23 protein-coding genes and 1 riboswitch are annotated in these 24,150 nt (G+C 70.5%); of the genes, 10 read left to right on the plus strand and 13 right to left on the minus strand.

The window, feature by feature from the left end:
* Window positions 1–41: 41 nt before the first annotated feature.
* Complete coding sequence (locus ACIBU0_RS17765) at window positions 42–986, minus strand: glucosyl-3-phosphoglycerate synthase (protein ID WP_398818718.1); 945 nt, start codon at window positions 984–986, stop codon at window positions 42–44.
* Window positions 987–1,146: 160 nt separating this feature from the next.
* Window positions 1,147–1,313, plus strand: a riboswitch (SAM riboswitch).
* An 18-nt stretch (window positions 1,314–1,331) separates the two neighbouring features.
* Between ACIBU0_RS17765 and thrC the strand changes: the two genes are divergently transcribed.
* From thrC to groL, 4 genes are all read left to right on the plus strand, one after another.
* A complete protein-coding gene (thrC, locus tag ACIBU0_RS17770) occupies window positions 1,332–2,615 on the plus strand; it encodes a threonine synthase (protein WP_398818721.1) in 1,284 nt (427 codons plus the stop codon).
* A gap of 108 nt (window positions 2,616–2,723) precedes the next feature.
* On the plus strand, window positions 2,724–2,999 hold the full coding sequence (locus tag ACIBU0_RS17775) for a MoaD/ThiS family protein (protein ID WP_119103018.1): 276 nt from the start codon (window positions 2,724–2,726) through the stop codon (window positions 2,997–2,999).
* Between the two features lie 442 nt (window positions 3,000–3,441).
* Window positions 3,442–3,648, plus strand: coding sequence for a cold-shock protein (locus tag ACIBU0_RS17780; RefSeq protein WP_019057200.1), 207 nt, complete (start codon window positions 3,442–3,444; stop codon window positions 3,646–3,648).
* Window positions 3,649–4,004: 356 nt separating this feature from the next.
* Window positions 4,005–5,627: a chaperonin GroEL gene (gene groL, locus ACIBU0_RS17785; RefSeq protein WP_398818725.1), complete on the plus strand. Its 1,623-nt coding sequence runs from the start codon at window positions 4,005–4,007 to the stop codon at window positions 5,625–5,627.
* 77 nt (window positions 5,628–5,704) lie between these two features.
* Here groL and ACIBU0_RS17790 read toward each other — a convergent pair whose 3' ends face one another.
* Window positions 5,705–6,376 carry a class I SAM-dependent methyltransferase gene (locus ACIBU0_RS17790; protein WP_398818728.1) on the minus strand — a complete coding sequence of 224 codons (672 nt, stop codon included), beginning with the start codon at window positions 6,374–6,376 and terminating at the stop codon, window positions 5,705–5,707.
* Window positions 6,377–6,564: 188 nt separating this feature from the next.
* Between ACIBU0_RS17790 and ACIBU0_RS17795 the strand changes: the two genes are divergently transcribed.
* Window positions 6,565–7,692: an NADH:flavin oxidoreductase gene (locus ACIBU0_RS17795; protein ID WP_398818730.1), complete on the plus strand. Its 1,128-nt coding sequence runs from the start codon at window positions 6,565–6,567 to the stop codon at window positions 7,690–7,692.
* A gap of 143 nt (window positions 7,693–7,835) precedes the next feature.
* Window positions 7,836–9,320, plus strand: a complete 1,485-nt coding sequence (locus ACIBU0_RS17800) for an MFS transporter (RefSeq protein WP_398818733.1) — start codon at window positions 7,836–7,838, stop codon at window positions 9,318–9,320.
* Between the two features lie 40 nt (window positions 9,321–9,360).
* Here ACIBU0_RS17800 and ACIBU0_RS17805 read toward each other — a convergent pair whose 3' ends face one another.
* From ACIBU0_RS17805 to ACIBU0_RS17825, 5 genes are all read right to left on the minus strand, one after another.
* Window positions 9,361–9,936, minus strand: a complete 576-nt coding sequence (locus tag ACIBU0_RS17805; protein ID WP_398818735.1) for a hypothetical protein — start codon at window positions 9,934–9,936, stop codon at window positions 9,361–9,363.
* A gap of 29 nt (window positions 9,937–9,965) precedes the next feature.
* Window positions 9,966–10,526, minus strand: coding sequence for a DinB family protein (locus ACIBU0_RS17810; RefSeq protein WP_398818738.1), 561 nt, complete (start codon window positions 10,524–10,526; stop codon window positions 9,966–9,968).
* Between the two features lie 82 nt (window positions 10,527–10,608).
* Window positions 10,609–11,466 (minus strand): aldo/keto reductase, encoded by an 858-nt coding sequence (locus ACIBU0_RS17815; protein WP_398818741.1) that lies wholly within the window; start codon window positions 11,464–11,466, stop codon window positions 10,609–10,611.
* 26 nt (window positions 11,467–11,492) lie between these two features.
* Window positions 11,493–12,428: an N-acetylmuramic acid 6-phosphate etherase gene (gene murQ, locus ACIBU0_RS17820; protein ID WP_398818744.1), complete on the minus strand. Its 936-nt coding sequence runs from the start codon at window positions 12,426–12,428 to the stop codon at window positions 11,493–11,495.
* A gap of 115 nt (window positions 12,429–12,543) precedes the next feature.
* Window positions 12,544–13,458: a MurR/RpiR family transcriptional regulator gene (locus ACIBU0_RS17825; protein WP_398818746.1), complete on the minus strand. Its 915-nt coding sequence runs from the start codon at window positions 13,456–13,458 to the stop codon at window positions 12,544–12,546.
* Between the two features lie 55 nt (window positions 13,459–13,513).
* On the opposite strand from ACIBU0_RS17825, the gene ACIBU0_RS17830 reads away from it, so the two are divergent.
* Window positions 13,514–13,900 carry a hypothetical protein gene (locus ACIBU0_RS17830; RefSeq protein ID WP_398818749.1) on the plus strand — a complete coding sequence of 129 codons (387 nt, stop codon included), beginning with the start codon at window positions 13,514–13,516 and terminating at the stop codon, window positions 13,898–13,900.
* Between the two features lie 7 nt (window positions 13,901–13,907).
* Complete coding sequence (locus ACIBU0_RS17835) at window positions 13,908–14,189, plus strand: DUF4031 domain-containing protein (protein ID WP_398818752.1); 282 nt, start codon at window positions 13,908–13,910, stop codon at window positions 14,187–14,189.
* Here ACIBU0_RS17835 and ACIBU0_RS17840 read toward each other — a convergent pair.
* The 6 genes from ACIBU0_RS17840 to ACIBU0_RS17865 form a co-directional block, all read right to left on the minus strand.
* Entirely contained in the window at window positions 14,104–18,915 is a 4,812-nt protein-coding gene (locus tag ACIBU0_RS17840) for a caspase family protein (RefSeq protein WP_398818755.1), read from the minus strand. The genes ACIBU0_RS17835 and ACIBU0_RS17840 overlap by 86 nt on opposite strands.
* A gap of 13 nt (window positions 18,916–18,928) precedes the next feature.
* Entirely contained in the window at window positions 18,929–19,336 is a 408-nt protein-coding gene (locus tag ACIBU0_RS17845) for a hypothetical protein (protein WP_398818758.1), read from the minus strand.
* Between the two features lie 191 nt (window positions 19,337–19,527).
* A complete protein-coding gene (locus ACIBU0_RS17850) occupies window positions 19,528–20,001 on the minus strand; it encodes a carboxymuconolactone decarboxylase family protein (protein ID WP_398818761.1) in 474 nt (157 codons plus the stop codon).
* 85 nt (window positions 20,002–20,086) lie between these two features.
* Window positions 20,087–20,524 carry a PPOX class F420-dependent oxidoreductase gene (locus ACIBU0_RS17855; protein WP_398818763.1) on the minus strand — a complete coding sequence of 146 codons (438 nt, stop codon included), beginning with the start codon at window positions 20,522–20,524 and terminating at the stop codon, window positions 20,087–20,089.
* Window positions 20,525–20,713: 189 nt separating this feature from the next.
* Window positions 20,714–21,832, minus strand: a complete 1,119-nt coding sequence (locus ACIBU0_RS17860) for a GNAT family N-acetyltransferase (protein ID WP_398818766.1) — start codon at window positions 21,830–21,832, stop codon at window positions 20,714–20,716.
* A 26-nt stretch (window positions 21,833–21,858) separates the two neighbouring features.
* Window positions 21,859–22,512, minus strand: a complete 654-nt coding sequence (locus ACIBU0_RS17865; protein WP_398818769.1) for an HD domain-containing protein — start codon at window positions 22,510–22,512, stop codon at window positions 21,859–21,861.
* Window positions 22,513–22,595: 83 nt separating this feature from the next.
* Between ACIBU0_RS17865 and ACIBU0_RS17870 the strand changes: the two genes are divergently transcribed.
* Window positions 22,596–23,270, plus strand: coding sequence for a maleylpyruvate isomerase family mycothiol-dependent enzyme (locus ACIBU0_RS17870; RefSeq protein WP_398818771.1), 675 nt, complete (start codon window positions 22,596–22,598; stop codon window positions 23,268–23,270).
* A gap of 122 nt (window positions 23,271–23,392) precedes the next feature.
* The gene (locus ACIBU0_RS17875) at window positions 23,393–24,088 is read left to right on the plus strand and encodes a copper homeostasis protein CutC (protein WP_398818773.1); all 696 of its coding nucleotides are present in this window, start codon (window positions 23,393–23,395) and stop codon (window positions 24,086–24,088) included.
* Window positions 24,089–24,150: the final 62 nt, after the last annotated feature.

The raw sequence follows: 24,150 nt of genomic DNA on the forward strand, positions 1-24,150 counted from the left end.
TACGGCCGGATCATGACCGGAATACAGCCCGTACCGGGACGTCACGCGACCTTCCGCGTCGCGTACTCCGCGATCTCCACCATCGGCGGCCGTTCCTCCGTGTCCACGGAGTACGTGCGCGGCTCGAACCCGTCCTCGCCCCGCTCGAACTGGGTGAGGGAGGGCCGGATCAGATGCCCGCGAGCCAGTCGCAGCTGGGCCGTGCGGTAGATCGCGGCGGACATCCGGCCGAGGGCCTGCCCGTCCTGGTGGCGGTGTTTGCGGACGCCCACGTCCACCTGGGCCAGGGCGTCCAGGCCCACCAGGTGCAGGGCGTCGACCAGCATGCCCAGCTCGACGCCGTACCCGACGGGGAACGGGAGCTGTTCCAGCAGGGAGCGGCGGGCCGCGTACTCGCCGCCGAGCGGCTGCACGAAACCGGCCAGCTGCGGCCAGTGCATGTTCAGCAGCGGGCGGGCCATGAGCTCCGTCACCCGGCCGCCCTGGCCGGCCGCCCCGCCGAGCGGACGGTCGTACATGCCCTTGACCAGGTCCACGTCGGGGTCGGTGAGCAGCGGGCCGACGATGCCGGAGACGAAGTCGGAGGAGAACTCCTTCAGGTCGGCGTCGATGAAACAGACGATGTCCCCGGTCGTGGCGAGCAGGGAGCGCCACAGGACCTCGCCTTTGCCGGGCACGGCCGGGATGCGCGGGAGGATCTCGTCCCGGTGCACCACGGTCGCGCCCGCGGCGGCGGCCACCTCGGAGGTGCGGTCGGTGGACCCCGAGTCGACGACGACGATCTCGTCGACCAGCGGAACCTGCTGCATGAGGTCGTGACGGATGACCGCGACGATGTCGCCGACCGTCTCCTCCTCGTTGAGCGCGGGCAGGACGACGGAGACCGACTGACCCGTACGCTGCTTGGCGGCCAGGATCTGGTGCAGCGGGCGATCGGTCACGGACCAGGAGCGGGTGCTCAGCCAGCGCTCGACTTCTTCCAGCACAGTCTGTGGCTCCTCACTGTTCGTGATCACATCTGCTAACCGTGTGATCCATCTCGCGGTTCGGACGACTATCTCAACTGTCCTGGCCTTCGGTTACAGTCTTGAACAACGCGGATGACCATCGCATGTCCGGGGTCAACCGTTGTTAACAACCACATACAGCTCATCCAGAGGGGCAGAGGGAAACGGCCCGATGAAGCCCCGGCAACCCTCCAGTCGGCTCTCGTAGCGATCGCCGCATCACCGTCGATCGGCTCCGCGAGGCTCCCGGCTAGGGAAGGTGCCAAATCCGTCTCACGGCGAGATGCGTCGTGAGGAAGATGAGGAGAAAGGGCCTCGCCTCACATGGCTGTGCAGACTGTTGCAAGCACCACCGATTCCACCGTAGACCTCGGTCCCGCCGCGGCGCTGTCCTGCCGCGAGTGCGGTCACCGCGTCCCGCTCGGCCCGGTCTTCGCGTGCGAGGAGTGTTTCGGCCCGCTGGAGATCGCGTACGACTTCTCGGCCTACGACACCGAGGAGCTCCGCAAGCAGATCGAGGCGGGACCCGCGAACATCTGGCGTTACGCCCCCCTGCTGCCCGTCCCCGCCGACGTGGCCGACAAGCCGAACCTCAACCCCGGCTGGACCAAGCTCGTCAAGGCCGACAACCTCGCGCGCGAGCTCGGCGTCACCGGCGGTTTGTATGTGAAGGACGACTCCGGTAACCCGACGCACTCCTTCAAGGACCGGGTGGTGGCCCAGGCGCTGGAGGCGGCGCGCGCCTTCGGCTTCACGACCCTCTCGTGCTCCTCGACCGGCAACCTCGCCGGCGCGGTGGGTGCCGCGGCGGCCCGCGCCGGCTTCCGGTCCTGCGTGTTCATCCCGCACGACCTGGAGCAGGGCAAGGTCGTCATGGCCGCGGTGTACGGCGGCGAGCTCGTCGGCATCGAGGGCAACTACGACGACGTGAACCGCTTCTGCTCCGAGCTGATCGGCGACCCGGCCGGCGAGGGCTGGGGCTTCGTCAACGTCAATCTGCGGCCGTACTACGCCGAGGGCTCCAAGACCCTGGCGTACGAGATCTGCGAGCAGCTCGGCTGGCAGCTCCCCGACCAGCTGGTCGTCCCGATCGCCTCCGGCTCCCAGCTCACGAAGATCGACAAGGGTCTGCAGGAGCTGATCAAGCTCGGGCTCGTCGAGGACAAGCCGTACAAGATCTTCGGCGCGCAGGCCGAGGGCTGCTCGCCGGTGTCCACCGCCTTCAAGGCCGGCCACGACGTGGTCCGCCCGCAGAAGCCGAACACCATCGCCAAGTCGCTGGCCATCGGCAACCCGGCCGACGGGCCGTACGTCCTGGACATCGCGCGCCGTACGGGCGGGTTCGTGGAGGACGTGACGGACGAGCAGGTCGTCGACGCGATCAAGGTTCTCGCCAGGACCGAGGGCATCTTCGCGGAGACCGCCGGTGGGGTGACCGTGGGTGTGACGCGCAAGCTGATCGAGAACGGTGTGCTCGACCCGACGAAGACGACGGTTGTGCTGAACACCGGCGATGGGCTCAAGACGCTGGACGCGGTGGCCGGTACGGGGCTTACTGCGACCATTCGTCCCAACCTGGACTCGTTCCGCGAGGCCGGACTCGCATAGTCGTTCGTCTGCGGGCCGGTGGGGGCTGGTCGCGCCCACGCGGCGAAGCCACAAATTGAACACAGCCCCGCGCCCCTTAGGCCTGTTCACCTGACCGGAGGTTCCATCGTGAGCGTCAACGTCCGCATCCCCACCATCCTGCGCACCTACACGGGTGGCCAGGCCGAGGTCGCCGCCGAGGGCGCGACCCTCGCCGAGGTCATCGCCGACCTGGAGAAGAACCACACGGGTATCGCGGCCCGCGTTCTCGACGACCAGGGCAAGCTGCGTCGGTTCGTCAACGTGTACGTCAATGACGACGACGTCCGTTTCGAGCAGGGGCTGGAGACGGCGACGCCTGACGGTGCCGGTGTCTCCATCATTCCGGCCGTCGCCGGCGGCTGACCGAATGACCGATCATTACCATCGGTAACACGAGTTACTGAGAGTTCATCGAATTGCCCCCTCCGTGAGAGAAGCGGAGGGGGCAATTCTGTGTGGTTGAGCGAGGTACAGTTGGGGAACGTGCCGCCGATCCGCAGGTCGGCAGCCCTTCATTTCTGCCGTATGCCCGACAAGAAGTAGCCAAAGTGTGCGGGTTTTTTGCGGCTTTTGTTCCCTTTGCCGGGTCCGACTTGACCTGAAGTCAGGGGAATTGTCCCCACATTCCCGACCGGTCGTGCCCGGATTTCTCGTCCGATTGACCTGTTGCAGACGGCAGTTGGGCAGATACATTCAGCCGCGGTCGACGCGTTCCGGCGCACGCCCCCGACCGATGGGGGGTGAGGTCTGACCCGGATCCGCGAAGTGTGGATCTGTGCAAGGGCCAGTAATAGGGGAGTTAGGCATGGCTCAGGGCACCGTCAAGTGGTTCAACGCGGAGAAGGGGTACGGCTTCATCGCGGTCGACGGTGGTGCGGATGTTTTCGTCCACTACAGCGCGATCCAGATGGACGGCTACCGCACCCTGGAGGAAGGTCAGCGGGTCGATTTTGAGATCTCGCAGGGCCAGAAGGGGCCGCAGGCGGACATGGTCCGTCTGGCGACCAGCTGAAGCACGCGTCGACTCAACTCAGCGACGTTCTTCTTCGAAGGGCTCGCACCTCCCGGGGTGCGGGCCCTTCGCCATGCCCGGGGCCGGCGGCCGTTCGGGATCCGTTCGGGACCTGCTCCGGGCCTGTTCGCGGGAGGCTGACGACCCCGCCCGATCCCCGAGAGCCGCTTGCACTCGCAGGGGGCGAGTGCTAATCATTGCGTTAGCACTCTGAAGGTGAGAGTGACAAAGAAGGACCGGGTCGGTGAGGCCCGCAGGCCAGGTGGGGCAAGGAACCACGAGGCATGCGTGCCGTCCGTCGCGGGCGCGGGCGCGGTCCGAAGGAATCACCCCCAGTCCTGGAGGGACCACTTCACATGGCCAAGATCATCGCGTTCGACGAGGAGGCGCGGCGCGGCCTCGAGCGCGGCATGAACCAGCTCGCGGACGCCGTCAAGGTGACGCTCGGCCCCAAGGGTCGCAACGTCGTCCTCGAGAAGAAGTGGGGCGCCCCCACGATCACCAACGACGGTGTCTCCATCGCCAAGGAGATCGAGCTCGAGGACCCGTACGAGAAGATCGGCGCCGAGCTGGTCAAGGAAGTCGCCAAGAAGACGGACGACGTCGCCGGTGACGGTACGACCACCGCGACCGTTCTCGCCCAGGCCCTGGTCAAGGAGGGTCTGCGCAACGTAGCCGCCGGCGCCAACCCGATGGCCCTCAAGCGCGGCATCGAGCGTGCCGTCGAGGCCGTCTCCGCCGCCCTGCTGGAGCAGGCGAAGGACGTCGAGACCAAGGAGCAGATCGCTTCCACGGCCTCCATCTCTGCCGCCGACACCCAGATCGGCGAGCTCATCGCCGAGGCGATGGACAAGGTCGGCAAGGAAGGCGTCATCACCGTCGAGGAGTCCCAGACCTTCGGTCTGGAGCTGGAGCTCACCGAGGGTATGCGCTTCGACAAGGGCTACATCTCGGCGTACTTCGCCACCGACATGGAGCGTATGGAGGCCGTCCTCGACGACCCGTACATCCTGATCGCCAACTCCAAGATCTCCTCGGTCAAGGACCTGCTCCCGCTGCTTGAGAAGGTCATGCAGTCGGGCAAGCCGCTGCTGATCATCGCCGAGGACGTCGAGGGCGAGGCCCTGTCGACCCTGGTCGTCAACAAGATCCGCGGCACCTTCAAGTCCGTCGCCGTCAAGGCCCCGGGCTTCGGTGACCGCCGCAAGGCCATGCTCGGCGACATCGCCATCCTCACGGGCGGCGAGGTCATCTCCGAGGAGGTCGGCCTCAAGCTGGAGAACGCCACCCTCGACCTCCTGGGCAAGGCCCGCAAGGTCGTCATCACCAAGGACGAGACCACCATCGTCGACGGTGCCGGCGCCAGCGAGCAGGTCGCGGGCCGCGTGAACCAGATCCGCGCCGAGATCGAGAACAGCGACTCGGACTACGACCGCGAGAAGCTGCAGGAGCGCCTGGCGAAGCTCGCCGGCGGTGTCGCGGTCATCAAGGCCGGTGCCGCCACCGAGGTGGAGCTCAAGGAGCGCAAGCACCGCATCGAGGACGCCGTGCGCAACGCCAAGGCGGCCGTCGAGGAGGGCATCGTCGCCGGTGGTGGCGTGGCCCTGCTGCAGGCTTCCGGTGTCTTCGAGAAGCTGGAGCTGGAGGGTGACGAGGCGACCGGCGCTGCCGCCGTCAAGCTCGCTCTTGAGGCCCCGCTGAAGCAGATCGCCGTCAACGCCGGCCTCGAGGGCGGCGTCGTGGTGGAGAAGGTCCGCAACCTCACCCCGGGTCACGGCCTCAACGCCGCGACCGGCGAGTACGTCGACCTGGTCGCCGAGGGCATCATCGACCCGGCGAAGGTGACGCGTTCCGCGCTGCAGAACGCCGCGTCGATCGCCGCGCTGTTCCTCACCACCGAGGCCGTCATCGCCGACAAGCCGGAGAAGGCCGCCGCGCCCGCCGGTGGCGGTATGCCGGGCGGTGACATGGACTTCTGATCGGCCTGACGGTTGATCAACGTCCTTACCGAGGGCGGCACTTCCTGCGCGGGCAGGGGGTGCCGCCCTCGGGCGTTTCAGCAGGGGTCGTAGTACGAGCCGACGGCGGACTGGCCCGTGTAGTTCGGCCCGGCGGCGGGGTCGGCACCGAGATACCGGAACGGGAGCGTCACTTCGCGCCCGCCGTCGAGGGTGAGCCGGTGATGCCGGGCGCTGTACCGGAACCCGGCCGCGCGCAGGGCCGCGATCGCCGCCCGCCCCGCCGCCGCCCCGTCGGCCCACCGGACCGACTCCGGGTCGAAGTGCGCGGCCAGCAGTCCGCCGGGGGCGAGCCAGGAGGCGGCGCGGGCGAGGAGACCGAGCTGGTCGCCGATGTAGTGCAAACCATGCACACAGGTGATCAGGTCGTACGGCCGAGTCGGCGCCCAGGAGGAGACGGAGGCCACTACCTCCTCCACGGAGGGCGGGGCCGGGGTCGGGGCGAGCGGGCCCACCAGGTCGACGCCGGTGAGCACCGCGTCATCGGGGAGGGCCGAGGCGGCCTCGCGCAGGGCACGCCCCTCTCCGCTGCACAGGTCCAGCCAGGACGGGGCGGTGGGGCGGTCGGCCAGCCGGGCGAGGGGATCGAAGCCCAGCTCACGGGCGTAACTGTTCACTCCAGCGAGACCGCGCTCGCGGTTCATCGTGTTGTTGGCGACCACGGAGGATCGCTCCAGCTTGCTCGCGGAGACCAGCGGGGGCTTCGGCATGGGGACATTCTCGGGGCGGACGAGGTGTGCCGGGGCGTGGGGTGGCCCGGCTCACAGCCGGACGCGGCGGGACGCGGAATGTGGGGCAGCGCATAGGCAGTTGATTAAGTAGCTGCAACAATGCGTGCGCACATACCAGCCGGTTTCCAGTCGCCGGCCGACCCCGCCACTCCCGAGGAGCCCTCCACGTGACCGTCACCGAGACCTCCGCCTCCCGTGCGGCCCAGATTCTGTCCCGGCCGACCGTGATCAACGGTCTGACCGTCCCCAACCGCATCGTGATGGCGCCGATGACGCGCATGTTCTCCCCGGGTGGCGTCCCCGGCGAGGACGTGGTGTCGTACTACGCCCGCCGTGCCGCCGCGGGCGTGGGCCTGATCGTCACCGAGGGCACCTACGTCGGCCACGATTCCGCCGGGCAGAGCAGCCGGGTCCCGCGGTTCCACGGTGAGGAGCAGCTGGCGGGCTGGGCGCAGGTCGCCGAGGCGGTGCACGCGGCGGGCGGCACGATCGTGCCGCAGCTGTGGCACATCGGCATGGTCCGCAAGGAGGGCCAGTCGCCGTACCCCGAGGCCCCCGCCGTCGGCCCCTCCGGCCTCCGGATCGGCGAGGACGAGGTCACCGGCAGGGCGATGACCCAGAGCGACCTGGACGACGTCATCGCCGCCTTCGCCGACGCCGCCGCGGACGCCGAGCGCATCGGCTTCGACGGCGTCGAACTGCACGGCGCCCACGGCTACCTCATCGACCAGTTCCTGTGGGCGGGCACCAACCGCCGCACCGACGCCTACGGCGGTGACCCCGTCGCCCGTACGAAGTTCGCGGCGGAGATCGTGGCCGCCGTACGCGAGAAGGTCTCGCCGGACTTCCCCGTCATCTTCCGCTACTCGCAGTGGAAGCAGGAGGCCTACGACGCCCGCCTCGCCGAGACCCCGGAGGAGCTGGAGGCCATCCTGACCCCGCTCGCCGCGGCCGGCGTCGACGCCTTCCACGCCTCCACCCGCCGCTACTGGCTCCCGGAGTTCGACGGCTCCGACCTCAACCTGGCCGGCTGGACGAAGAAGCTCACCGGCAAGCCCACCATCACCGTCGGCTCGGTCGGCCTCGACGGCGACTTCATCGGCGCGTTCATGGGCGAGGGGTCCACGGTCAAGGGCATCGACGATCTCCTGGACCGCCTGGAGGCCGAGGAGTTCGACTTCGTCGCCGTCGGCCGCGCGCTGCTCCAGGACCCGCAGTGGGCGGCGAAGGTCCTGAGCGGCCGCTTCGAGGAGCTGGCGCCGTACGACGCGGCTTCGCTCAAGACCCTGAGCTGAACCGGGCGCTCCGCGGTCGCGCAGTTCCCTGGCGCGGCCGCGGAGCGCCGTCGCTTGCTGCTTGAGTAAGTCAATCAGCTGACTTAAAGTTGCCTCGGTCAATCGGGTGTCATTCACGCACGTATGCCGACGGAGGCCGATCCATGTCCGACGCACCGACCCGTACCGCCGAGCCGGCCGGGGGCTCCGCCCCACCGAGCTCGAACGCCGTGGTGGCGGTGCTGGCCTTCGCCGGGATCGTCGTCTCGCTGATGCAGACCCTGGTCATCCCGATCGTGCCGGAGCTGCCCCGGCTGCTCGACGCCCCGGCGTCGGACACCGCCTGGGCGGTCACGGCGACGCTGCTCGCGGCGGCCGTGGCCACGCCGGTGATGGGACGGCTCGGCGACATGTCCGGCAAGCGGCGGATGCTGCTGGTCAGCGTCGTACTGCTGGTGAGCGGCTCGGTGGTGTGCGCGCTCAGCGAGTCGCTGGTGCCGATGATCGCCGGGCGGGTGCTCCAGGGGCTGGCCTCGGGTGTGATCCCGCTCGGCATCAGCATCATGCGCGACGAACTCCCCGCCGAGCGCCTCGGCTCCGCCACCGCCCTGATGAGCGCCTCCCTCGGCATCGGCGGCGCGCTCGGTCTGCCCGCCGCCGCGCTCATCGCGGACAACTTCGACTGGCACGTGCTGTTCTGGACGTCGGCCGGAATGGGCGTCGTGGCGCTGGTGTGCGTCCTGCTGTTCGTGCCCGAGTCGACGGTGCGCACGGGCGGGCGCTTCGACCTGGTCGGCGGAGTCGGCATGGCGGCCGGTCTGGTCTGTCTGCTCCTTGCCGTTTCCAAGGGCGCCGACTGGGGCTGGGGCAGCGGGACGACGCTCGGGCTGTTCGCGGCGGCCGTGGTCGTCCTGGCGGCGTGGGGCTGGTGGGAGCTGCGGACCGAGCAGCCGCTGGTCGACCTCCGTACGACGGCCCGGTGTCAGGTGCTGGTCACCAATCTGGCCTCGATCGCGGTGGGCTTCGCGATGTTCGCGATGAGCCTGGTCATCCCGCAGATCCTCCAGCTCCCCGCGCAGACGGGCTACGGCCTCGGCAAGTCGATGCTGGTGGCCGGCCTGTGCATGGCGCCGTCGGGCCTGGTGATGATGGCGACGGCCCCGGTCTCGGCCGCCCTCTCCCGGTCCAAGGGCCCCAAGGTCACCCTCATGGTCGGTGTCCTCGTCGTGGCCGCCGGCTACAGCCTCAACATCGTCCTGATGTCCGAGGTCTGGCACTTCATCCTGGTGGCCTGCGTCATCGGCGCCGGCGTCGGCTTCGGGTACGGCTCGATGCCCGCGCTCATCATGAGCGCCGTGCCCGCGTCGGAGACGGCTGCCGCGAACAGCCTCAACACGCTGATGCGGTCCCTCGGCACGTCCACGGCGAGTGCGGTCGCGGGCGTGATCCTCGCCCAGATGACGACGAACCTCGGCGGGTACGCCCTCCCGTCCGAGAACGCCTTCAAGGTGGTCCTCGCGGTGGGCGCCGGGGCGGCGCTGCTGGCCTTCGTGGTGGCGTCGTTCATTCCGCGGCAGGGGGTGGCTGCCGCCGGGGAGCCGGTGGCGGAAGGGGCGGCTGAGCAGGTGGGGGCGACGGTGAAGTCGTAGCCCTCGGAGCGGCCGTACGGCTGGGAAGGCCGTACGGCCGCTACAGGTTCCCCATCGGCTCGATGTCGACCTTCACCGGCGTGCCCCACACGCGCAGCACCTCGTAGTCGGTGAACTCGTGCACCAGCCGGTAGGCCATCGCGGGGCGCGGGCCGCGGCGCTGGGCGGCGAGATACAGCTCGGCCTCGCGGCGGTCGCGGCGCGGGGTGCCGCAGAGCTGCCACTCCTGGCCGTTCCACAGCTCCGGCAGCCAGCGCTGCTGGGGCTGGGGGCGGTCGCCGCGGACGCCGTAGCGGGAGGGCGCGGGGTGCTCGGGGGAGCGGGGGACCGCGGGGCCGGTGCCGTTGAACTCGGAGCGGCGCGCGGCTCGGCGACGGGTCTCGCAGAGCAGGCAGAGGTCGGGGGCGGCGGGGTCGACCGGGCCGGCGGGGTGTTCCGGGCAGCGGGTGGTGCGGGTGGCGGTGCTGACGCTCTCGTCGAGGAGGTCGAGGGCGCGGCGCAGGTCCGCCTTGACCTCGTGCAGCCTGGCATCCGGGGTGTCGGCGGTGAGGGCCTCGCCGTGCTCGCCGATGAGGCGGAGGGCTCGGCCCAGAGCCGTCAGGTGGGCGTGGTTCATGGATGCCAGTCTGCCGGGTCGGCGGACGGTCAGCCCATGCTCTTGGCGCCGTCCAGGGACTCGCGGATGATGTCGGCGTGGCCGGCGTGCTGCGCGGTCTCGGCGATCATGTGCAGCAGGACCCTGCGGGCCGACCAGCGGGCGCCGGGTTCGTTCCACGGGGCCTTGGGCAGCGGGTGCGACGCGTTGAGGTCGGGCAGGGTGGTGACCAACTCGTCGGTGCGGCGGGCCACGTCGGCGTAGTCGGCCAGGACGCCTTCCAGCGTCTCGCCGGGCAGCATCCGGAACTCCTCGGCCCGCTTGGCGAAGTCGGCCTCGGTCATGGCGGTGAAGTCGGGCATGGCCGACGGGCCCTGCAGGATGAAGTCCGCCCAGTGCCGCTCCACCGACGCGACGTGCTTGACCAGGCCGCCCAGACACAGCTCGCTGACGGTGGTCCGCTGCCCGGCCTGCTCGTCGGTGAGGTCGCGGGTGGTGAAGCGCAGGAAGTGCCGCTGCTTGGCGAGCGCTTCGAGCAGGTCGGCGCGCTCGTCGGTGGCGGTGGCAGTGGCAGCGGCGGCGGTGGTGGCGGCGTTCGTGGTGTCCTGCATGGTCTCGTCCCTCCAGGGATGTCCGGGGTTCCAGGGGTTCCAGGCGTTCCGGGGATTCCCGCTCCGTCGGTCGAGACCAACGTTAGGAGCCATTGAGGTCAGATTCTGACCTCAATGACCTCAGGCGGTCGTACTGATCCCGGTCGAGGTGTACGGCATCCGCCGCGACGTTCTCCTCCAGGTGCGGGATGCTCGTCGTGCCCGGGATGGGGAGGATCACCGGGGAGTGGGCGAGGAGCCAGGCGAGGACCACCTGGGTCGGTGTGGCGTCGGCTTCCTTGGCCACGGCGGCGATCTCGGCCCTGGCTCCCGAGGTCCCCGCCGCCACGGGCCGCCACGGCAGGAACGCGATGCCCGCCGCCTCGCAGGCCTTCAGGACGGCTTCGTGCTCGCGGTCGAGGAGGTTGTAGCGGTTCTGGACGCTCGCGATGTCCACGACGGCGCGGGCTTCGGAGAGTTCGGCGACCGTGACCTCCGACAGTCCGATCCGGCCCACCTTGCCCTCGTCGCGCAGCTCGCGGAGGGCTCCGAGCTGGTCGGCGAGCGGTACGCCCGGGTCGAGGCGGTGGAGTTGGAGCAGTTCGATGCGGTCGAGGCGGAGGCGGAGCAGGGCCTCGTCGACCTGGGCGCGCAGATCGGCCGGCTCGCCCGCGTGCCGCCAGCCCTCACCGGACGAGGTGCGGCGGATGCCGGCCTTGGTGGCGATCACCAGCCCGTCCGGATACGGGTGCAGGGCCTCCGCCAGCAGATCCTCGTTCGCGCCCCAGCCGTACATGTGCGCCGTGTCGATCAGAGTGACACCCAGTTCCACGGCACGCCGGGCGACCGCGAGGCAGGCCGCGCGAGCCTCGGCGGAATCGGGCCGCAGGTGCATCGCCCCGAACCCGAGCCGTCGTACCTCCAGATCGCCGCCGATACGAAACGTCGTCGTAGCCGTCATACGGCCACGCTAACAACGGAGTTGGCTCAGCTCCCCGCTGTTTTCAGCGCCGCCCGCAGATGGCCGTCCGCCCGCGACAGCAGCCCCGTGGCGGAGGGCCCGTCCACGCCCGCCAGCAGAATCAGGATCGCCGTCTTCACCTCGCCGCCCGCCTCGGTCAGCGCCCGCTCGATGTCCGCGTCGGCCGCACCCGTGGCGAGGGCGACGATACGGCGGGAGCGGGCCCGCAGCTTGTCGTTGGAGGCGCGTACGTCGACCATCAGGTTCCCGTACGTCTTCCCGAGCCGGATCATCGTGATCGTCGACAGCATGTTGAGGACCAGCTTCTGGGCCGTGCCGGCCTTGAGGCGGGTGGAGCCGGTCAGCAGCTCCGGACCCACGACGATCTCGATGCCGTGCTCGGCCGCCGCGGCGAGGGCGCTGCCCGGGTTGCAGGACAGCCCGATCGTCAACGCACCCTGCCCGCGCGCATGCTCGACCGCACCGATCGCGTACGGCGTGCGCCCGGAGGCGGAGATGCCGACGACCGTGTCGGCCGGGGTCAGCTCCAGGGCGTCGAGGTCGGCCCGGGCCAGTTCCGCGGAGTCCTCGGCGCCCTCGACCGAGGTGACCATCGCTTCCGGGCCGCCCGCGACGAGCCCGACGACCTGGCCCGGCTCGGTGCTGAAGGTGGGCGGACACTCGGAGGCGTCGAGCACGCCCAGGCGGCCGGCGGTGCCTGCACCGGCGTAGACGAGACGCCCGCCGCGGGCCATCCGCTCCGCGATGGCGTCGATGGCGGCGGAAATCTCGGGGAGGCGCGAGGCCACGGCGGCCGGGACGGAGGCGTCCTCGCTGTTCATCAGCCGGGCGATGTCGAGGGTGGGGAGCTGATCGATCTCGGCGAGTTCGGGCCGGAACGCCTCGGTGGTCAGGCTCTCCAACTCGGCGCGGAGATCACGGGGGTTGGATGTCGAGGTCATGAGGGAGACGGCTCTTTCCAGTTTCCGGTGTGCTGACGTACCTGAACGGGCGCGGGGAACTGCGCGACAAGCCCCCCACAAGCCCGCAGATCTCCACAACGGTCGGGCCTACGGTCTATCGACGATGCCGATGTGCCAGTGCCTCGTAAGACGCGGCAAGCGCAGGCGCCGCCGTCTCATAAGTCTTCTGCGCCACCCCCACGAACAAGCAGTCCACGACCAGCAGCTGACTCGTCCGGGACGACATCGCCGCCGGCCGCAACTCGCTCTCCCGCGCGGTGGACGTGGTCAGCACATGGTCGGCGTATTGAGCGACCGCACCGTCAGGCCGCCCCGTGATCGCGACGGTGGTCGCCCCGTGCTCGAACGCCACCCGCAACGGCTCGATGACATCCCCCGTCGACCCGGAGTGGGTGATCGCGATGGCCACGTCACCGGCCCGCAGCTGAACGGCGTTGGTCACGGCGAGATGCGGGTCGCTGTGTGCATGGGCTATCAGCCCTATCCGCAGCAGCTTCTGGGTGAGGTCCTGCGCGACCAGCCCGCTCGCACCGACGCCGTACACGTCGATACGGCGAGCGGCGGCGGCAGCCGACACGGCCGCTCCCAGCTGGACCGTGTCGAGTCCGGCGGCGGTGTCGGCGAGGGTCTGCTGTTCGTCGTAGGCGAGCTTCGCGACCACGTCGGCGATCGGGTCGTCCACCGCGATGTCGGTCGTTATGGCGGGGGCGCGGCCCGACTGCTGCTGGGCGGCGAGGCCGGCGAGGGCGAGGCGCAGGTCGCGGTAGCCGGGGTAGCCGAGGAGGCGGGCGGTGCGCACGACCGTCGCCTCGCTGGTGCCGGTGAGTTCGGCGAGGCCGGTGACCGTGAGGGCCGAGCAGCCCGCCGGGTCGTTCGCGACCGCTTCGGCGACGCGCTGCATGGAGCGGGTCATCGACGGGGCGAGCGTGCGCACCTTGGCCGCGAGGGCGGCGGGGGCGGGCGCGGGTCCACGAGGGCTGCCGAAACTTTCCTTCACGTCCTGGGTCACATGTGAAAGATATTTTCGGCTCGGCGTCGCGGTCAAGAGTGCGCACAATAGGACCATGGAAGCCATCACTCCGCTGGAGCAGGCGCTGCACCGTGCCCGCGCTCTCGTGCTCGCCGACCTGGTCGCGGGCGAGGTCGCCGAGGCGGACGTCGTCTCGCTGGTCGAGGAGTCCGTCGTGCAGCGGCGCTGGTGGGTGGAGCAATGGCCGGACGGCGTCGAGTACGTGGCCGGGCTGGTCGCCCAGGACGTGCAGGACGCCCTCCTCGACCGGTACGGCCGCTGGCCGCTGTGCCCGGTGTGCAGCTCGGGTGACCCGCACGCGCTGGACATCGAGCCGGAACTGGGGCCCGATCCGCACTGGGTGTGTCACGAGGCCGGGGTGAAGGTCGCCGCGGTGGGCGGGCTCGCGTCCGCCGTCACCCGCGGCGGGCCGTCCTCATGAGGCAGGCGTGACGGTCTACATCGACCCGCCGACCTGGCCGGGGCACGGGCGGATGTGGTCGCACCTGGTGAGCGACGTGTCGTACGACGAACTGCACGCGTTCGCCGAACAGTTGGGCGTGCCGCGGCGGGCCTTCGAGCGGGACCACTACGACATCCCGTCCCATCGGTACGCCGACGCGGTGCGCGCGGGCGCCGTGGAGGTCAGCAGCCGTGAGGTGGTGCGGCTGTTGCAGGGGGCGGGGTTGCGCAGGCCGAAGGGGCGGGAGGCTCCGCCGCAGCGAGGGTGAACCACGTTTCGGCTTCGTGGCGGGTGCCCCACTCGGTGGCCCTCATGGCCACTTCGCGGAGGGACTTGCCGGCTCGCATCGCCACGACCGCCAAGGTGACCAGGGAGACGGAGCGCTCGGGGAACTTCTCGAACCTCTGGTCGGAATTCCTGAGGTTGATGAACTTGGACAGGACGGCTTCCCGAGCGCGTTCTGCGGCCCAGTCCTCGGTTTCCGGGACGACGTCGAAGCCCAGAGCCTTGAGGGAGGCGGCGACGACGCTGTGATCCTTGCCGATGTGGGCGGCGGCGGCGTGGAGAGCGCCGAGGGAGACCGGACCGGATTCTTCCGGGCTCAGCCACTGTCCGAAGTCGCGGCCGCGCGAGAGGACTTCGACGTCCTGCTTCCTGAAGTGCGCGAAGGCGGCGGGATCGAAGCGGAATCGGTAACCCAGAGACGCGAGCCGGTTGGCCGCCTCCGTCAGGGAGCTCCCGGCACGGCTCGCGACGGTCACCAAATTGCGCACAGTGACCGGGCGCCCGGTGTCGGCCAGTGCGAGGCCGATGCCGAGGAGGGTGATCTCTTCGGGCGTGGGCAGCTGATCGCCATCCGGCACTTCAGGCACCGCATATCCGAGTTCGCGCAGTCTCACGGCTACCTCATGGACGGGGCGGCCCAAGCGGCGGGCGGCGTCCACCATGTAACGCAGCGGGACCTCCCGATCCGCGCGGACCGCGGCACTGTCGATCAGGACCCGGTCGTCGTCGGTCAGCTCCGGGAGCGCTGACGCATCCGGGGGCAACAGGAACCCGAGGTGCGAGAGGAGCTCTGAGACGAAGCGAAGGGGAAGGTCCGTCTGGTAGGTGACCTCCCTCAGCTGGACCGCAGAGACGCGCACGGCTTCCCGGGGTGAGGGCGGTGTGGCGTACGACGTCCACAGCTCCTTGACGACGCTGCGCTCCTCCTTGGTCCAGTGTTCCTTGACCGGGTATTCAGCCGGGGCCGCGAAGCCCAGCTCTGCCAGCCGCCGAGCGGCCTGGGAGGTGGAGCAGGCGGCCTGCGCCGCACTGACCGAGATCTGTGCGGCCGTCAGCGTGGCCCCCGGGGACAGCCAGCCGGACAGATCGCCCAGCGGGCGCAGGAGCGGCAGGTCTTCGCACCGGGCCGCGGAGCAGCCCGACAAGGGATCGACGCGGAACCCCAGGGCCGTGAGGCGCTCCGCGATGTCGGCCGGCGCTCGTTGGACCGCCGAGCTGAGCCGGAAGACCTCGGCGGTGCTCACGGTGATCGCGGGATCCCGCCAGGGGAACATCAGGCCGAGGCTGCCCCAGCCGGTGTCCGCGAGCGGTTGCGAAGGCGCGGATCCGGTAATGAAGAACGAGGATCGCGGGCCTTTCAGCCACCCTTCGTGCCAGGTGCTCCAGCCGAGGAAACCGGTGCGGTCGGCGGCGCACAGCAGCACGAGGTCCGACGGGCGGGCGCAGAGCGAGTCCGTCTCCTCCGGCTCCGGCAGCGAGACCGGGCCGCCGAATCCGGCACGGTACAGCGTCCGCAGGCGCCAACGCAGCACCGGCAGCGGAAAGTTGGCGAGGAACGAGGCGGAAAGCGCCGGGTCGGTTTCCTTGTAGTCGCCTGTGACCAGGGGCAGCAGGTCGATGTCCGGCGGGAAGAAACCGAGGCGGTTGAAGGGGGCCGAGCAGCCGTCCGTCAGCTGCCAGGGCATATCCGTGCGCCGTATGTGCTCGGCGACGGCATCGGCGACGGGCACGGACCAGCTACTGCATTCCTCCAGCCACGACGCGGTGGGCAGTCCGCTGGCTGATGCGGTAAGACTGGGAACGGCCGCGATCACGCGTGCTTTCACGTGTTCGAGGTCAAAGGACCGCAGGGTCTTCCGGTCCACCGTCAGCTCCGGCGACTTCTCGCCACTGAGGTTGACGACGGCGCCGTAGGGCGTTGTGTCGCTTTCCGCGAACACGCCGTCCACCAGCAGGGCGCCGAGGCTCTCGACCCACCAGAGATCCGGGTCTTCGGAGTCGATGCACACGGTGTGGCCCCTGCGCGCGTACCGGTAGGGGTGGTACGTCGCGAGAGCGGTCCGCGAGAGCTCCCCCGGCCGCCACTCCAGGCTCCGCGCCCCATGAGTGGCGACTGTCCGGTAGGGCGCCACCCACAGCACCTTCCCCAGCGCCTCCACACAGGAGACCGATCTGTGTTCCTTCCCCAGGAGCAACGTGACGGTCGTACCGATGTCCTCCGGCCTGCCCTCCCCCTTGTCCTCCACCCGGAAGAAATTCCCCGGCCCCGCGATCGTCACCTGCAACAGCCGCCTCGGCCGCCCGTCCTCGCGCCCCATCCGGCAGGTCCGTACGACGATCTCGTCGGCCAGCATGAAGTAGCTCAGCACGCCGATGCCGAAGCGGGAATTGGGGTGAAGCCGCAGCTTCGGCCCCGGCAGTTCCGCCCAGGCGGCCTGCTCCTCGATGTACTCGGGAAGATCGACGAAGCGGGCGCCGCCCTGGGAGAAGACGGTGCTCAGTTCGGTGATGCCCATGCCGATGCCGTTGTCACGGCATTCGAGGTAGCGGCGGCCGTCGGGACGGACGCCCTGGGTGAAAGTGATGCGGCCCTCCCAGTCGTCCACTGGGCGGTCGGTGCGCCGCAGGTACTCCGTGCGGCGGTCCCGGTAGCGGACGGCGTCCAGCGCGTTCTGGTACAGCTCGCGGACGGCCAGCTCACTGTCGCCGTACAGCTCCTCGCCCATGAGGAGCTCCTGGACGCGGTCCTCGGCGAGCTGGAAGCGGATGCCGTCGGAGAGCTCGTCGGGAGTGTTGCCGGCGGGGCGTACGCGGCTGCCGTCGGCGTAGGGCGGGAGCCCTTCGAGCGGGTCGAGGGCGGGATCCTCGCCGCGGTTGATGTCGCGCAGCAGTACGTCGACCCGGGCCGCGTGCTCGCGCAGCGCCACCTGGACGGCGGGGTGCGTGCACACCGCGTTGAGGGAGCGGCCCAGGCCGGAGACCTGCCAGTCGGAGTGGCGGACGGTGGTCAGCAACTGGTCCAGATCGACGCTGTCGTGGATGCCGACGTGCTCGACGACGATCTCCGGCAGGTCCAGTGGATCCACGGCCATGGCCTGCGCCGCCTTGACGAGGGCTGTGACCAGGGGGGTGCGCACCACCTGCTCGACGAGGGTGCTGGCCGCGATGACCACCCGGTCCTCCCGGGGCGGCCGGAGCCCGCGTGGCGGCGGGTCGGTGGCGGACCGGCGCATGCTGAACGGGGCGGCCCGGTGCTCCCTCAACAACTCCGTCAGGCGCTCGGGCGAGAGAGCGTCGGTGACCCACTGAGGATGCGCGCCGCCGGACGTCAGGTCGCCGAGGAGCTCCTTCAGCCGCTCGGCCGAGTACAGCTCGGGCTGCTGGATCAGCCAGCGGTGGAAGAGCCACCAGCGGATCCGCTCCATGGAGGCGCGGGCGGCTTCCTTCTGCTCGGCGGAGCCGGCTGCGGCCCTCTGGTGTTCCAGAGCGGTCAGCCGCCGTTTGAGCCTGGGGAAGCCCTGCTCGAACTTGTGGAAGCGGCCGAGGTCGGGCCCGGGGGCCGTGGGATCGGCGGTGAGGACACCGACGCGCTGGGCCGCCTCCTGGGCCCAGAAGGTCTGGGCGATCAGGGGGAACAGGTAGGTGAGCGCGGACTCGGTCGGCGACAGTCGCACGCCGTCGGTGAGCCGGCTGACGAGGAAGCCGAGCCGCTTGTGGGTGCGCGCGGCCAGGTCGCCGTCGCGCCAGGGATCGCCGCTCAAGGCCCGTACCGCCGCGTCGTGCGTCTGCGCCAGCCGCTCCGCCAGGGCCCGGCAGATGTCCCGCAGGGTCTCCCGGGAAGGGCCCTCAGGGGTGCGGTGCCAGGGGTACTCGTCGACGCCGCGCACCCAGGGATGGACCTCGGTGCGCCGTTCCGCCCCGGGCAGAAACGGGAAGTCTCCGCCGTCGGCGTCCGTCTCGCAGGTCACCTTCACTTGTTGCGGGGGGCTCGGCTTGCCGTAGGCGCGGTAGTACTCGTCGACCCGCTCCTGCACCTGCACGGCGAACTCCCGCAGCCTCAAGGCATGCGGATCGGCCGTGATCACGTCGGCGACGGCACGCGAGAAGATGCTGAACGACTCGCCCGTTTGCGCCCCCATGTCGTAGCCGGGCCGCAGGGTGTCCGTCTCCCTGACGAACAGGGCGAACCGGGGTGCCGCACAGGCATGGACGTAGGCGACCTTGCGGCGCAGCGCTCCAATGATCTCGGGGGGTTTCCAGCCCCGGGTACCTGGGATCGACTTGGTGTCCGGCATCCTGCCCTCGCGGCAGGCGTCGATGAGGAAGATGACGCGCTGCGCCCGAGACCGCTCCACCTCCTTGTGCCAGCCGATCTCGATGCAGCCCTCGGTGAACGGCTCGGCGTCCGGGGCATCCTCGGGTACGAGGTAGTCCTTGCCGTCGATGTGGATCCCGTGCCCGCTCAGCACGATGACCAAGGTGTCGCCGGTCCGGGCGTCGCCCAGGAAACGGTGGACGGCGCCGCGCACGGTGTTCAGCGTGATGCCGCGTCGGTTCTCGAGAATGTCGGCTGTCTCGAAACCGCGGGCGATGAGGACTTCGCGCAGCCGCTGGAGGTCATCGCGGACGAAGGGCAGGTCTCCGAAGCTGGGGCTGTCGGAGTAGTCGCTCGCCCCGACAAGCAGCGCCCTGTGCTTGGGCTGTGCCATGGACCCCGCCCGCTCAGGCAGGCCGCTTGAACGTCAGCGTCAGGCTCCGGGAGCCCTGCATCTGGCCAGAGCCGACGAACTGGATGCCCCCGCTCGCGGTGACCTGGAAGGAGAGCTGGGCCTCGGCCAGCGGGAGCGGGCCGCCGCGGTCGGCGACGTCCTGGAAGATCCGCTGTAGCGCGTCGACGGCGTCGGCCAGGTTCTTGCGGAGCGGGCCGAGGGGTACCGCGCGCAGCACGGCGTCGCCGTCGCGGCTGAACAGACTGCCCATGGTGTCGCTGTCCTGGGCGGCGAGCGCGATGTCCTCCTCCGTCGCCATCACCCAGAACGGCAGGGTCTGTCCGTCGACCGACGCCCGGACCGTCGTGCCCTCCTTGGCGTCCTCGGCTCCCCCGACCCGGTCCAAGGCCTGCTCGCTCATGCCGTCCCCGTCTCCCTCAGCCCTGACACGCCGTCGTCGTGGCGCGGAAGGACAACTGTAGTTCCACCAGGGGGCCTTGGGATCGGCGTTGCAGGTTTGATGTGCACACTCGGGCATGCGGGCCAGGGCTCCAGGAGGCCGGAGCCGCTGCCAGTGCGGAGGGTTCCGGCCTTGAGGATCGGCGCTGTCGGCTAGGCGAACTGCCCCGGCTGGTAGTCCCCCGCCGGCTGCTGGATGATGACGTTCATCCGGTTGAAGGCGTTGATGAGGGCGATCAGCGACACCAGTGCGGCCAACTGCTCCTCGTCGTAGTGCTTGGCGGCGTTCTGCCAGACCTCGTCCGGCACCCCGCCGGCCGCGTCCGCGATGCGGGTGGCCTCCTCCGTCAGCTCCAGGGCGGCGCGCTCGGCCTCGGTGAAGCAGGTGGCCTCGCGCCAGGCCGCGACCATGTTGAGGCGCAGCCAGTCCTCGCCGGCGGCGACGGCGTCCTTGCTGTGCATGTCGGTGCAGTAGCCGCAGCCGTTGATCTGGCTGGCGCGGAGCGTCACCAGGTGTCCGACCGAGGCGGGCAGCGACGAGTCGTGGATCACCTTGGACGCCGAGACCAGGTGCTTGACGAACTTGCCGAAGGTGGGGATCTGGAAGGCGTTCAGACGGGCGCTCATGGCGAACTCCTTGGCCGTTGTCGGTGATTACACAGCTATGACGGAACGGCTCGGCGGAATGTGACACGGGCGGAAGTGACGTGAGTCACCCGCTGTCGGTGCCGTGGGAGTGCTCGGCCCGCCGCATGGGGTACCAGGTGTCGCCGGCCGGACGCGGCGGGTCCGTCAGGTTCCAGCTCCACGAGAGGGTCGGCGTGATGCGCAGGTAGTGCCCCGGGCCCACCATGCCGACGCGCTCCACGGGGCCGTCCGCGACGCCGTACACGCGGACGCCGCGGGCGATGAACGGCTCGATGGAGACCAGGTCGTCCACGACGAAGGCCACCTTGTCGCGGCCGTGCCCGACATTGCGGAACTTACGGGTACCGAGCACCTCCGGGCGCGGCCCGCCCACCCAGAAGTGGGTCCCGTCGAACTCCAGGGCCACCGGCACCACATCGGGTTGCTCGTGCGCGCAGAGGCTGGCGAGCCGGGCGAGCGGGTGGGAGGACAGGTAGACGATCTCCTCGTCGCTGAACGACACGGCGGGCTCCCTCCGGCGACACGGGCAGGCTCCGCCTCAGACTAGGTCGTGTCGGCAGAGTCCCGTCGTCCACCCGGAGGCGGGCGCGCCGGGTGGAAGCCGTCGTACTGGTTGCACGTGGGCTTTCGCCCGGCGCGGCGAGAGGGCGTGTCAGGCGTCGCGGGGCAGGCGGGACTTTGCGGACCCGGCTTAGGCCTGGGTGCCCCGCTCCCGGCGGACGTAGAGCCGGAGCGTCCGGTCCATGTCCCGCTCCTCCTGTGCCGTCCGCTCCTCCTCGACCGTCGCCCGCACGTACCCGGCGCGTGAGGCGACGTTCTGGGACGGGAGGTTGCCGGCCTCGATGGTGGCGCACAGGAGCCGTATGTCGTCCCGGGCCAGGGCCCACTCCGACAGGGCGCCCAGGGCCTCGCTCGCGTAGCCACGGCCGCGGGCACCCTCCACGAGGTCGTAGCCGACCTCGGCGCGGCCCTCCTCGTCGGGGACGCCGTGGAAGCCCATGCCGCCGACCGCGAGGCCGTCCTCCTTCCGCACGAGCACGAACAGCCCGGACTCGGGCCGGTGCACGCCCGCCTCGTACGCCTTCAGCACCATTCCCGCGGCCTCCCTCGTCCCCTCGAAGGGACCGCCCACGACCCACACGAACCCCCCGTCACCGCCCGCGCTCAGGTCGGCGGCGGCCGCGGGGGTGACGCCCTGGAGGGTGAGGCGGTCGGTGGGAAGGACGAGGTTGTTGCGCCAGCGCCACTCGGTGACCGGCGCGCGGCCGGGCAGGTCTCCGCGGCCGGTGGCCCACAGCAGGGTGCGCCAGTGGTCGGGGCCCGGCTGGACGTGCGGGAAGATCGTCGTCAGCACGAACTGAGGGAGTTCGTTGGGCGGTTCGTATACCAGCCCGAGCCCCTCGGCGATGTCGTGCGTGTGCAGCAGGACCTCGGCGACTCCCATCGCGGCGAAGCCCTCGCGGTTCGCGCTGCGGAAGGGGTACGGGTGGAAGGCGCGCACCTCGGGGGGCGTGGTGCGGAGGACGGCGGTGAGGAGGGCGCCGGTCGTCTCGATGACCTGGATGAGGCCTTCGTTGTCGGTTCCCTCGTCGAGGGTGATCTCGAAGGGGACGTACGCATTCTGCGCCCGGCCCGCCAACTGCCCCGCGTACGCGATGAGGTCACCGGCGATGTGCTCGGCCGTCTCCCGGCAGCTCCACTCCAGCCGCCCGGCCCGCACTCCGCCCCAGTCCCGGTCCACCACCGTCCGCAGCAGCGCCACGGCACCGGCGACGGCCTCGTCCACTCGTTCCCCACCCATGTGTCGCATGTGCGCAGGCTACGGGCCCGGACCGGTCAGGGCGACAGCATTTCCAGCTCGGAGGAGAGGTTGTAACGGGCCGTCGCCTCCCACTTCTCCCGCCCGTACGGGGTGCGGAACAGGCTGGGCAGGGCGAGGAGTTGGCGCAGGATCGCCGAGCGGCCCTCGCGGAAGGCGTCGTTCGGGACGAAGTGGTACTCCTCGCGGACGGCGGCCGTGTAGGCGGCGTACGCGGAGGGCGCGGCGGCGAGGATCGCGAGGTCGGCGTCGCAGAGCACCTGGCCGTCGCGGTCGTCCGGCGCCGGGTCGTGAGTGGTGGTGAGGCGGACCAGACGGGCCACCTCGGCGGTGCGCTCGGCGGGGACACCGGCCTCGGGGAGGGCGCGTTCCGCCAGCCGCGCCGAGCGCTCCTCGTTCTCCGAGCGGTCCGGGAGGTAGACCGCGTCGTGGAACCAGGCGGCGAGCCGTACGACGTCCGGGTCGTCGGCGTGTCCGGCCAGCTCGTCGATGTGGTCCAGCACCGCGGTGAGGTGGGTGAGCGTGTGGTAGCGGCGCTGCGGTTCCTGCCAGCGGGTGAGGAGGTTGTCGGCGTACGGGGCGGGGTCCGGGGCGGTGGCGGGTGAGCGGGCGGCGTTCAGGGCTCGGGCGAAGCGGGTGTGCAGGGCTTCGAGGGCGTCGGGATCGGCCATGGCGCCATTGTGGCGGGTGTGGTCCCCGCCCCGGCGTGTCGGCGTCCTCCCGGGCGCGTGCCCGGCCGCCTAGCGTGGGGGCCATGACTTCTGCTGACGTGCACGACGTACGGGATCCCGAGCTGCCGGGCCGACTGCTGGTCGTCGAGCGGGACGCGCTGGTTCCGCTGTTGCGGGCGCGGGCGGACGGCGACTTCGCGTTGCCGACCGCCGGGTGTCCGGGGTGGTCGGTGCGGGATGTGCTGGCGCACTGTTCGGCCGCGTTGATGCGGGTGGTGGAGAGCCGGTTCGAGGAGGGCGTGTTCTCGCCCGAGTCCAACGACCGGGACATCGCCGAGCGCGCCGACTGGACCAACGCGCAGGTCGTCGACGAGCTGGAACGCGGGATGACCGAGGCCGGGCCGGTGATCGCCGAGGCGGGCGGGGGCCTGGACGCGATCGCGCTCGGGGAATGGGTCCACGCGGGTGACGTCCGGGACGTGCTCGGGGAGCCGGGGGCGTACGCGGGGGCCGGGTTGCCGGACGCGCTGCGGCTGCTCGCCCGGATCACCCGGGAGCGGCGGCATCAGCCCCTGCATGCCGACCTGGACGACGTCGACGAGCCCCTGCGTCTTGGCGATCCGACAGCCCCGCGGCCACCGGCGCGGTACATCGGCGACGCCGCCACCCTCGTACGGCTGTATGCGGGGCGGCCGGTTCGGGGGGCGTCGTACGAGCTGGCGGGGGCGGAGGCGGGGGAGCTGAACATCTTCGGGTGAAGGTGATGAACATCTTCGGGTGACGGTGACCTGGGGGGCGGTGTCCTCGGTGGGCGGGGCGTAGGCTGGTGCGGATTGGACTAGACCTGTAGCCGCCGTCGAATGCCGAGGAATGGGGTCCCATGAGCGAGCGTGCAGTCCTGGAGGTGATCGCCCTCGGCGTCGAGGACGCGGTCGCCGCCCAGGCCGGGGGTGCGGACCGGCTGGAACTGGTCACCGACATGGCCGCCGACGGGCTCACCCCGTCCGTCGGGACCTTCGCCGGGATCCGTGCCGCCGTCGACATCGATCTGCGCGTGATGCTGCGGCTGGCGGACGGATTCGCGGTGGGGGACGTGGAAGAGGTCGTGCGGGCGGCGCGGGCGATGCGGGATGCCGGGGCCGAGGAGTTCGTGCTCGGGTTCCTCGACGCCGACGGCGGGGTGGACCTGCGGGCCGTCGAGCGGGTGGTGGGGGAACTGGACGGGTGCCGGTGGACCTTCCATCGCGCCGTCGACCGGGCCGCCGACCGGGATGCGCTGCGCAAGCAGCTGGACGGGATGCCGGGGCTGGACACCTATCTCACGGCCGGGTCGGCGGCGGGAGTGGACGACGGGCTCGCCACGCTGGTCCTGGAGGCGGGGAGGAGTGGGGAGCCCGGGTACGAGCAGCGGATTCTGGTCGGGGGCGGCCTGCGCCTCGACCACGTGCCGACGCTGCTCGCCGCCGGCATCGACGGCTTCCACATCGGGGGTGCGGCGCGGCCGGAGGGTTGGGACGGGCCGGTGTCGGTGGCTGCGGTGGCGGAGTGGCGAGCGGCACTGGACGACGCTCCGTAGGCGCCCGGCGTCGGGGCTGCCCGCAGCCGAGCAGGCATGACATCCACGGCTGGGCGCGCTGC

This window comes from Streptomyces sp. NPDC049627, assembly GCF_044465645.1.
Classification (GTDB): Bacteria; Actinomycetota; Actinomycetes; order Streptomycetales; family Streptomycetaceae; genus Streptomyces.